An 8,920-nucleotide genomic window follows, 5' to 3' on the forward strand; every position below is an offset into this window, starting at 1 on the left:
TTCCAGGATTTGCTGCGAAGAATATTGGGTTTGATACCATGGCGCGTAAGGGTTTCAATTGCAATCGGATGTACGTTTCCAGTCGGAGCGCTACCTGCACTAAAAGCCAGATAGCGACCATTCGAGTAATGATTAGTTATTGCCTCAGCCATAATGGACCGACAAGAGTTCCCCGTGCAAAGAAATAATAACTTAATTGGCTCAGCATTCATCAACCACAACATCCAGTTGTTTTTGACTGTGTATCACAGCAAGAGGTTGATGGGTTTTTTTCCGGCATACTACAACAAGAACTTTCTGTTGCCTTGTCTTCAGAAAAAAACTGAGCATCTTCCATAGTATGATACGCTAAAACTTACAAGTTAAGCCGATGCAAATAAATGAAAAAGCACTTTTTGCTTTCATACCATATCATATTAATTAATTATATTCACTATGCATATACTCCCTTCCGCTCTTATGTTTTGGGTATAAAAATACGCACAAAATATTCACATGATGCGTTTTCTTTTAGTAACGCATTACAATCTACTTGATCATTAAACTGCACTATATAAACCAAGAGGGTTGAAGTCCCATGGAGTGAAAACATAGGCTAAGACTTCTGTACTACAAAAATCATATGTGTTCATTATGAAATGATTACTTTAACGTGATATTTTTGATATATCCTTATAGCAATGGTTATCTTTGATGACTCTGCAGTGTGATGTTTCTGATGTCCGCCGCCATGGCTTGTTATAAAGCGTTTAAAGTATATTTTTAAGTGTCTCAGAATTACATAATTCTGGCAGACAATAATCATGGCGGACATCATGGATGGCCTCATGATCACCATAACTGGTACCATCAGCAAAACTGGAATCCTTATCATAACTGGCACCATCATCATCAAAAATGGCATCATAACCACCATAACTGGCACCATGGCGGTCATTAAGCTATTATTATTAAGTTGCTCTGTTTATGAGGCGACATCGCATTACTGTATAGAGCGACTCGCCTCATTTGGACTGCATTCAGCTCAGGATTGGTTGAATTAACTTCAAGAGCCGAGTTGATGAGATAATTGAAAAAGTAAAAGAATATATCAGTCATTTATAAAGTTCACTTTCGTGACGACGAACAGATGTGCCATGGATGGCTCTATTCTCTTCGGTTTCTCTTAATTCGAGTACCCAGTATTTTTGCCAATCCGATAAGGCCAATCGTAATAATCGCATTAACAAGGATAGCCCAGTCATTCGCTGTGTCTGTTAAAACTATGTATTTTAAATTGATTGGAAATGAGCTGAAATAATGTAAATAGATATGAACTAAAGTATGGAAAAATTCAGCACCAGCTATAAAAATAAGTAAATCGCGTAAAAGAAACATGATATTCTTCCTTGGGTTTATTATTTAAGATTAGGTTAACTTAAGTTTTTCGCTTTTTATTCTCCAATCAAGAAACTTTTTGTGAAACTATAAAACGAGTCATTAACCTCAATGCCAGCCATATAATTCAAAAGAATTTAGCTAGTTTAAAAATAATAGTAACTATACGTTCATTTTTCGAATTTGCGCTTTGAATTTTAAATGACTATGCTTGTTTCGTGTGATCAATAAACTAACAACGACTTTAGATAGGAGAAAAGGAATGTCTCACGAAAAATACCAATCTTGCATAGAGATTTGTCAAGCATGCGCCGTTGTATGCGAACATTGTACTTCTGCATGTCTTAACGAGCAGGATATTCAAGCGCTAAAACGATGTCTTCAGTTAAATAGGGACTGCGCTGATATGTGCATTTTAGCCGCTAATTTAATGGCTCGAGGCTCACAATTTGCAGTTCAAATTTGCGCACTTTGTGCTGATATTTGTAAAGCGTGTGGCGATGAATGCGACAAGCACAAGCATATGGAACATTGTAGACGCTGTGCTGAAGCGTGCTATCGCTGTGAAGAGGAATGCAGAAAAATGACTAAAGCTGCTAAAGCAGCTTAAAGAATGCCTCTAGAAGGTGTACACGTTAGAAATTAGTACACCTTCTTATAGGATAGATAATCCGAACACAAGGGTGTCTTCTCCCTATACTCTGGCGAATTCTTTTTAAAGAACCGTAATCTTCATCGTGCTCGTATTCTGCAAAGACATTAAGCCCGGGCATTAGAGCATTTATAATCCCTCCTACCAAAGCTTGATCACGATTTTTTTGAGGTAGCTGTTCTTAGTGCTGTAATTTTTCAATGTCATCATCAATTAACCTTTCGATTTTCCTTGCTTCGTTACTCTTTTTAAGCTTTTTTAAACTGAGTACTTGGAGCAAGTTTAATACATTAACCATTGTCTATTTCATTCCAAAAATCTCTTTCATAGAATCATAGGCTTTTACCTTGCCTGAATCGAGCTCTTTCATCGCTGCTATAGTTTCTTCATTAGGTAATTTAAGTTCAAAAGGTATTCCTCTAACATGAGCGATTTGCGCATAAAATGCCTTAATTGCCTGAGATGTATTTAATCCTAATTGATGCAATATTTTTTCGGCATCATGCTTTAATTTTGGATCAATTCTAGCGTGGATTGATGCTGCTCTACTCATAATAAACCCCAATTTGTTTCTTATATTTATGTAGCACATTAGCAACACAAACACGCGGTATGATTAAAAATGGATTAGCATCATATCAAATGAATACACCCTCGTGATAATAGTTAAGTTTCGCAAATTCACCTATCAAAAGAATCTTGGTTTTTATTTGAAGGCTCAGAGGTAAAGAGAATACAAATTAATGGACTAATTTAAGTAAAATTACTAAAAGACAGGCAATTGATAAATTTAAAATGGGTGGACAATATCCAAGAACAAAATATTCCCATTAGAAGTTTACACCGTTGGGTTAATCAGTATAGAAACAATGGATTAAAAGGGTTAGAGCAAAAAGCGCGTGGAGATAAGGGACAATATCGGCTCAATTTTTTTCAACTGCTTGGTTATAATATATATAACTACTTAAAAATAGAGAAGAAAACATATGAGACTATCTACCGTAGTAGAAAGACCAATACTTTTGCTTTTAATTTGCGTCTCTTTTTTGGTGAATTCCTGCGCCTCTTTTATTCCTAAGGATAACTCAAAAAACAACATAACAGTTAAGAAGCAATTTAGTGGATATCATCCTCATGGGCACGGACATGGACGTCATTAGAAATCACATAATAAGCCGTAATTATTAAGACAATGTATTCTGCCAATTTTACTCGCGAAAAAAGCCCATCGTGTAGTGCAATACGATATAAATCAAAGCAGAAGCAAAATGTGCATCACAGATAAGCGACTGTTTCACTCTACCTGGAGAGCAAATTATCCAACTCTCACAACAGTATACATTAATAAGAAAAAGGGTTGTTATTCCTGATGCACATCTCCTGCTGCAACAAATAACCAACACATAGAGATTCGACAAGAACTCCTTCTTGAACTTGGTTAATCATGGCAAGGGCAAGTTATTATATTCTGTTGATAATAAAGCCTTATTTTTAGAGACAATAGAGCAATAATTATTTATTTAACAATCTCGACTTCTTCTGCCTGTGTCCTTTCGGTCCTTTACCCGCTTTAAACAGGACGGTTGCTCCTTCAGGAAGCATTTTAAAGCCGCTGCTCTGTATCGCACTGAAATGTACAAAATAATCCTTGCCACCGCTTCCAATAAAACCAAAGCCTTTGCCTTCATTAAACCATTTTACTTTGCCGCGAATTTTATCTGCCATTTTTATTTTTTCCTGACAATTTGAATGTTCTATAGTTTCATGCGGCATAGTACCCTTGTCAATAGCCAATATTTTTAACCTACCAATGATTTAAATCCCTGCAGTTTGATGCTTATAAAGCTAGCAAGCAAGGCTTAATAGGGATAGAACAAAGACAGAAAAAACGCCTTGCTGAAATGATAAATTTATGTTCAGATTAATTCATTTTACTATACCCGAAAAAATCGATGAATGTTTGTCAGAGCTCGTTAAACTGACTTATCGTTCAAAAAGTTACAGGCATTACACGATTTTTTAGATAAACAAGAAGAACATCCATCCTTAAAAAAACCTAGAAATGGAAGATTAAAACTAATATAACTTTATATATAAATGCTGAAACATACCAGGAGAAAAAAATGGGTGTTGTTCATGATTTAAAGCAAGAAAAAAATGTGCCAGTTGTCATAGCCAATCACCACGGCTTAATAACCTATGTTAATCCAGTTTTTGAAAATGTATTCGAATGGAAATTAACCGAAATTAAAGACAAGCCCATTGCCATTATTATACCGTCTCGCTTTCATGATGCACATAATCTGGGTTTTTCACGTTTTCTTTCAACGGGTCAGCCTACTCTCTTAGGCACACCTCTTGAGCTTTCTGCCGTTACAAAAAAAGGGAAAGAGTTCAATGCAATACATACCATTTTTGCAGAACAAATTGAAGATCAATGGATTTTTGGAGCAACAATATCTCCTACTGATAAAGGAAATTAAATCATGGAACAGGTTGATGAATTAATTAACCCATTGAGACATACCTTGAGTAAAATGGAGTTAGCATTAGGCACTATTAATGAAGCCATTATATGGACTGATGAAACAGGATTAGTTCAATGGTGTAACAAAACATTTGATCATTTGATCAATATGCGCCATATCGAAATATTAGGGGGTAATATTTCTCAGCTTTTACCATTAAAAAATAAACATAAGCTCTCTTGGAAAAAACTATTAAAAACTGCAATAACAGATAACAGTACTCATGAAATCTATAAATACCATCGTAATGCTAACGAATTTTTTTTAGAAATGAGAACCAGCCACTTAATGTTAGATAACAAGACAACGATTATTATCGTATTAAAAGACGTCACAACAGAGCAACAGTATTTGAGTGAACTACTCAAGAAAGAAAAACTATTACGAAAGCAGTCAGACCTTTTAGCGAGAGATAAAGAGTATGTGGACAATATCATTCGCTCCATGAGTAACATGCTTATTGTAGTTGATCAAAATGGGATTATTACTACAGTCAACCAAGCCACTTCGTCGATGTTAGGATACAAAATGGACGAGTTATTAGGTAAGAATTTTAGTATTATTTTTTCTGATAAGAATTATCAATTTTTAAACAGAATTATCTCGTCAAAATCGCTTGCTAACTTAGAAGCCAATTGTAAGACAAAAAATGGGCATATTAAACCGGTATTACTTTCTGGTTCGGTTATGTTTGACATCGATGGTAACCTCTCAGCCATAGTAACCATTGCTCAAGATATCAGTGAGCGAAAAGAAATGGAACAGCGACTTCTTTATCTGTCTACCCATGATAGTTTAACCGGCTTACCTAATCGTGCAGTATTTGAAGATGCATTAGAGGCAGCAGTTCAACGTGTAAAACGTACGCATCAGATTATGGCGCTACTTTATATTGATCTGGATTATTTTAAAATTGTTAATGATACTTTCGGACATCGAATAGGTGACTTGTTGTTAGTGGCAGTTTCTGAATTATTAAGAAATTCTATACGCAAGGATGACCTTGCACTGCGTTTAGGTGGCGATGAGTTTGCAATTATTCTTAACGGATTACACTCCCCGAACAGTGTCCATAAGATTGTAGAAAATATACAGCGCAATATTGCTAACAAATATACATTAGAAGGAAATGAGGTATCCATTACTGCAAGTATTGGTATTGCTTTTTATCGTACAATAGATGAATTTCCTACGTGTGATCTGAAAAAAAATGCAGATCTCGCAATGTATAAAGCAAAAGAATTAGGTCGTAATACCTATAAGGAGTATGATCTAATCTGAAAATCACATGATCATGTATTATTCAGCATGCTAAAATCTCCCTAGTCTTTTTGAAACAAAAGGATTAGAGAGCTCAGAATGATTATCTATTGATCGCCTTCTTTGCAGTTTAAGTTTTTGCTTTGGTCAAGCAAACTTGTAATACATTTTTATTTTTTTAAAAATTTTACGATTACAACAATAAGAAGAACAATTAATAAGATCCCAACGATATCCCAAATTAACATCCAACCACCCACCATATTCATATGTTCCATCATTCATTATTCCTCTAAAAATCCCAATATAGTCCAACTTAGTCATTTGTTAGCTGATGGATAGGGGAAATGCACTCATTAGTTTCTTTCCATCGCAACCATTAGTATATTTGGGCATTGCTCACAGATCTCTCAAATCATCTTCAATTTTCTCTTAATTTCTAGTGCCCAGTATTTTTGCCAATCGTAATAATTGCACTACCAGTATAGGATTAATCGTCACCCAATTGGTTAAAGATCTTGGTTGTGGCGCCATTCTGGTCTAGAAAATGGTGATTGTGTGTGGCAGCTATAGGTTTTGGCGGAATTTTAGGCCCCATATTATTACTTAAGCACACCCATAGACAATTAGTTCACAACCACAGCCACGATCATAAATAAAATTGTATCTTATTCTTTTTAATCATGGAGTTGGCAATACCTTATTAATAAATATGATCCAGAATTTGATCTATTCTATAAAACTTAAATAGAGAATAAAATATATGGTATTATCTAACGTAGTAGCGAAACCAATAATTTTGCTTTTAATGTGCATTTCTTTTTTGGTGAGTTCATGTGTCTCATTTACCCCTCAGGATGACGCAAAAAATAATATCCAGTTAAGAGACAATTTAGTGGATATCATCCTCCTGGGCATGGGCATGGGCATGGGCATGGACATCATTAGAGCCCATAAATAATGTAATTATTAGACGATGCGTATTACCACTGTGAAGTGGATACTACATGAAGCATCAGCCGTAAAAATCAAGACTGCTGTATTTATGGAAGGTTAGCACTAGATGACAGGCGAGCGACGGTTCCACTCTACCTGGAAAACAATTACCTAACTTACATTAATAATAAAAGGAATTTATTTTGATGCACATTCTATATTTCAACAAAAAAGATAATTAGTTATGAAAATACTTTTTCCAATGATTTTGTTTCTAACCCTACAAGTAATTGTAGGCTGTGTTCCTAGATCGTTAGAACCAGATGCAGGAAAGGTGGTGATTATCTATGATAAAAGAGCTAAAGCGCTTAAATCGTGTCAGTTTATAAGTAACGTTTCAAATAGCGATGTACATGGCAAAAAACTTCAATTCACGCTTGGTTTGGAGAAAAATCTAAAAATAGATGACCTTAATTTTCTTAAAAATGAGGGAGCCAAATTAGGAGCCAATGTAGTTGTATTTGAAGAACATCAAACCTTAATTAAGAGATACCACACTCTCCCTAGTAGAACAACTGACATCAGTATGCATATTATTTATGCTAAAGCCTATCAATGTCCTCGCTATTTAATAAAAAACATACAACAATTGAACGAAGATCATAATGTATATAAAAATCCGGTACTAACTAAAAATAATTAATTGGAATTATCCATCATATTGATTTGGTATTAAAAATTTTATTCTTTATGGTTTGTGCAAGACAAAACCATAGTATGTGAAATACGCCAACCAATAAATCTAAACTCAGTATGTCACAGAGTTAAGTCAAGCACAGCGCTTACACAGTCAAAAACCTCGATGTGAAGAAACTTACATTAGTGCAACAAGACCGAAGGTTACCGTATTTTGGGTGCCGGACTCTCCTTTGGCTTGTTGTATTGTTTTGAAGGCACCATAATCTTGTTCGTTCTCATATTCAACAAAAACATTCAACCCCGGTATGAGGCGGTAGTAAGGTCTAACAATATAGCGCATTTGATTCAATCCGTTACCAATTTCAGCTTTCCGAACAGTCTTGGATGCCAGAATACTACGTACCCCTGTTCGTACCAAAAAGTTATTGGTGATTTGCGTATCTCGTGACAGTTCAATATCTAATTTAACACTGCCGCTGTAATAATAGGACCGCACATTGGTATCAATAAAATAGGGCATCACCCCTTCAATACCAAGCCCTGGTTGCCAATAGGGCGTTGAAGCGGGCTGATTAAAATAATTTGCCCCACCTTTAATCGCCCAAAATTGGCTGATTAAGTGCCAATAAAAAATATCAATGTCCGCATTCTCTACATTTCCTTTATAAAGTTCTGCATCATTAACAAATAATTCTAACTTATGGTAGTCAGGGCCATACAACCCTTTATAATTAAGGCGTTGGGCATTATGAAAAGGATCCGCACCAATATCTAAAAAGGTTGCAAGCCATAATCCTGCATGATGGCCCATCGGATGTTTCACAAGTGATAAATCAATCGGCCTTACTTCATCGACTCTCACAATAGGACGATTAGAATAGGCAGTTTGTTTTATGACATCCTGAGGCTTGTCTTTGCCTTTAGTGATACCAATTAAGGTTGAATATTGAAAGGAGCGTGCCATGCCAGTCATCATATGGTAGAGCAAATGGCAGTGAAAAAACCATTGTCCACTGGCATCCGTGTCAATATCCGCGGTCATCGTCGCTCCAGGCGGGACGCTTATTGTATGTAATAGAGGATCGTATGCATCAAGGCCTTTGCGTAAAATAAACCAATGGCCATGAATATGCATGGGGTGATACATCATTGACGTATTGGTGAAAACAATGCGGTAGCGCTTACCCGGCTCTAAAGGGATTGGTTTTGCTTTATATTCAGGAACCCCATTAATAAACCAAATAAATCGATCCATATAGCCAAACAGCTCCATATTGATAACCCCTGCCACAGGCTTATTCGGATCGTTGGTTTTTACCGCTGCCATCATGGGTTGATATTTCGTGTCCACCGACGTCTTGTAGGAGGAATTGGGTGGATCTATAGCATCTCCTATAATTGTTGGCTCAGTAGGCATTTTCATCTTCATGTTAGAGTCCATCTTCATGTTAGAGTCCATCTTCATGTT

At 35.9% G+C, this 8,920-nt stretch carries 10 protein-coding genes and 1 pseudogene; 6 read left to right on the forward strand and 5 right to left on the reverse strand.

Going from position 1 to position 8,920, the window contains the following annotated elements; genetic code table 11:
* The coding region (locus BU07_RS0105730; RefSeq protein ID WP_031564222.1) for a low molecular weight phosphatase family protein at window positions 1–212 on the reverse strand (212 nt) is incomplete at its 3' end.
* Window positions 213–827: 615 nt separating this feature from the next.
* Here BU07_RS0105730 and BU07_RS0105735 point away from each other — a divergent pair.
* Window positions 828–1,043 (forward strand): hypothetical protein, encoded by a 216-nt coding sequence (locus BU07_RS0105735; protein WP_133134494.1) that lies wholly within the window; start codon window positions 828–830, stop codon window positions 1,041–1,043.
* A 103-nt stretch (window positions 1,044–1,146) separates the two neighbouring features.
* Here BU07_RS0105735 and BU07_RS0105740 read toward each other — a convergent pair whose 3' ends face one another.
* Window positions 1,147–1,377 carry a hypothetical protein gene (locus BU07_RS0105740; RefSeq protein WP_031564143.1) on the reverse strand — a complete coding sequence of 77 codons (231 nt, stop codon included), beginning with the start codon at window positions 1,375–1,377 and terminating at the stop codon, window positions 1,147–1,149.
* Between the two features lie 262 nt (window positions 1,378–1,639).
* Between BU07_RS0105740 and BU07_RS0105745 the strand changes: the two genes are divergently transcribed.
* A complete protein-coding gene (locus BU07_RS0105745) occupies window positions 1,640–1,987 on the forward strand; it encodes a four-helix bundle copper-binding protein (protein ID WP_031564146.1) in 348 nt (115 codons plus the stop codon).
* Window positions 1,988–2,330: 343 nt separating this feature from the next.
* Here BU07_RS0105745 and BU07_RS0105755 read toward each other — a convergent pair whose 3' ends face one another.
* Window positions 2,331–2,582: a type II toxin-antitoxin system RelB/DinJ family antitoxin gene (locus tag BU07_RS0105755; RefSeq protein ID WP_084157801.1), complete on the reverse strand. Its 252-nt coding sequence runs from the start codon at window positions 2,580–2,582 to the stop codon at window positions 2,331–2,333.
* Window positions 2,583–3,545: 963 nt separating this feature from the next.
* Window positions 3,546–3,754, reverse strand: a pseudogene (locus BU07_RS0105765) (cold-shock protein).
* A 398-nt stretch (window positions 3,755–4,152) separates the two neighbouring features.
* Between BU07_RS0105765 and BU07_RS0105770 the strand changes: the two are divergent.
* The 4 genes from BU07_RS0105770 (at window position 4,153) to BU07_RS0105790 (ending at window position 7,456) form a co-directional block, all read left to right on the forward strand.
* Complete coding sequence (locus BU07_RS0105770) at window positions 4,153–4,512, forward strand: PAS domain S-box protein (protein WP_031564153.1); 360 nt, start codon at window positions 4,153–4,155, stop codon at window positions 4,510–4,512.
* Between the two features lie 3 nt (window positions 4,513–4,515).
* Window positions 4,516–5,838, forward strand: a complete 1,323-nt coding sequence (locus BU07_RS0105775; RefSeq protein ID WP_031564156.1) for a sensor domain-containing protein — start codon at window positions 4,516–4,518, stop codon at window positions 5,836–5,838.
* A gap of 742 nt (window positions 5,839–6,580) precedes the next feature.
* Window positions 6,581–6,778: a hypothetical protein gene (locus BU07_RS0105785; protein ID WP_031564159.1), complete on the forward strand. Its 198-nt coding sequence runs from the start codon at window positions 6,581–6,583 to the stop codon at window positions 6,776–6,778.
* Between the two features lie 219 nt (window positions 6,779–6,997).
* Window positions 6,998–7,456, forward strand: a complete 459-nt coding sequence (locus tag BU07_RS0105790; protein WP_031564161.1) for a DUF4156 domain-containing protein — start codon at window positions 6,998–7,000, stop codon at window positions 7,454–7,456.
* Window positions 7,457–7,627: 171 nt separating this feature from the next.
* Here BU07_RS0105790 and BU07_RS0105795 read toward each other — a convergent pair.
* On the reverse strand, window positions 7,628–8,920 hold a 1,293-nt coding region (locus BU07_RS0105795), incomplete at its 5' end, for a multicopper oxidase domain-containing protein (protein WP_031564164.1).

It is taken from the genome of Legionella wadsworthii DSM 21896 = ATCC 33877, assembly GCF_000701265.1.
GTDB classification, from domain to species: domain Bacteria; phylum Pseudomonadota; class Gammaproteobacteria; order Legionellales; family Legionellaceae; genus Legionella; species Legionella wadsworthii.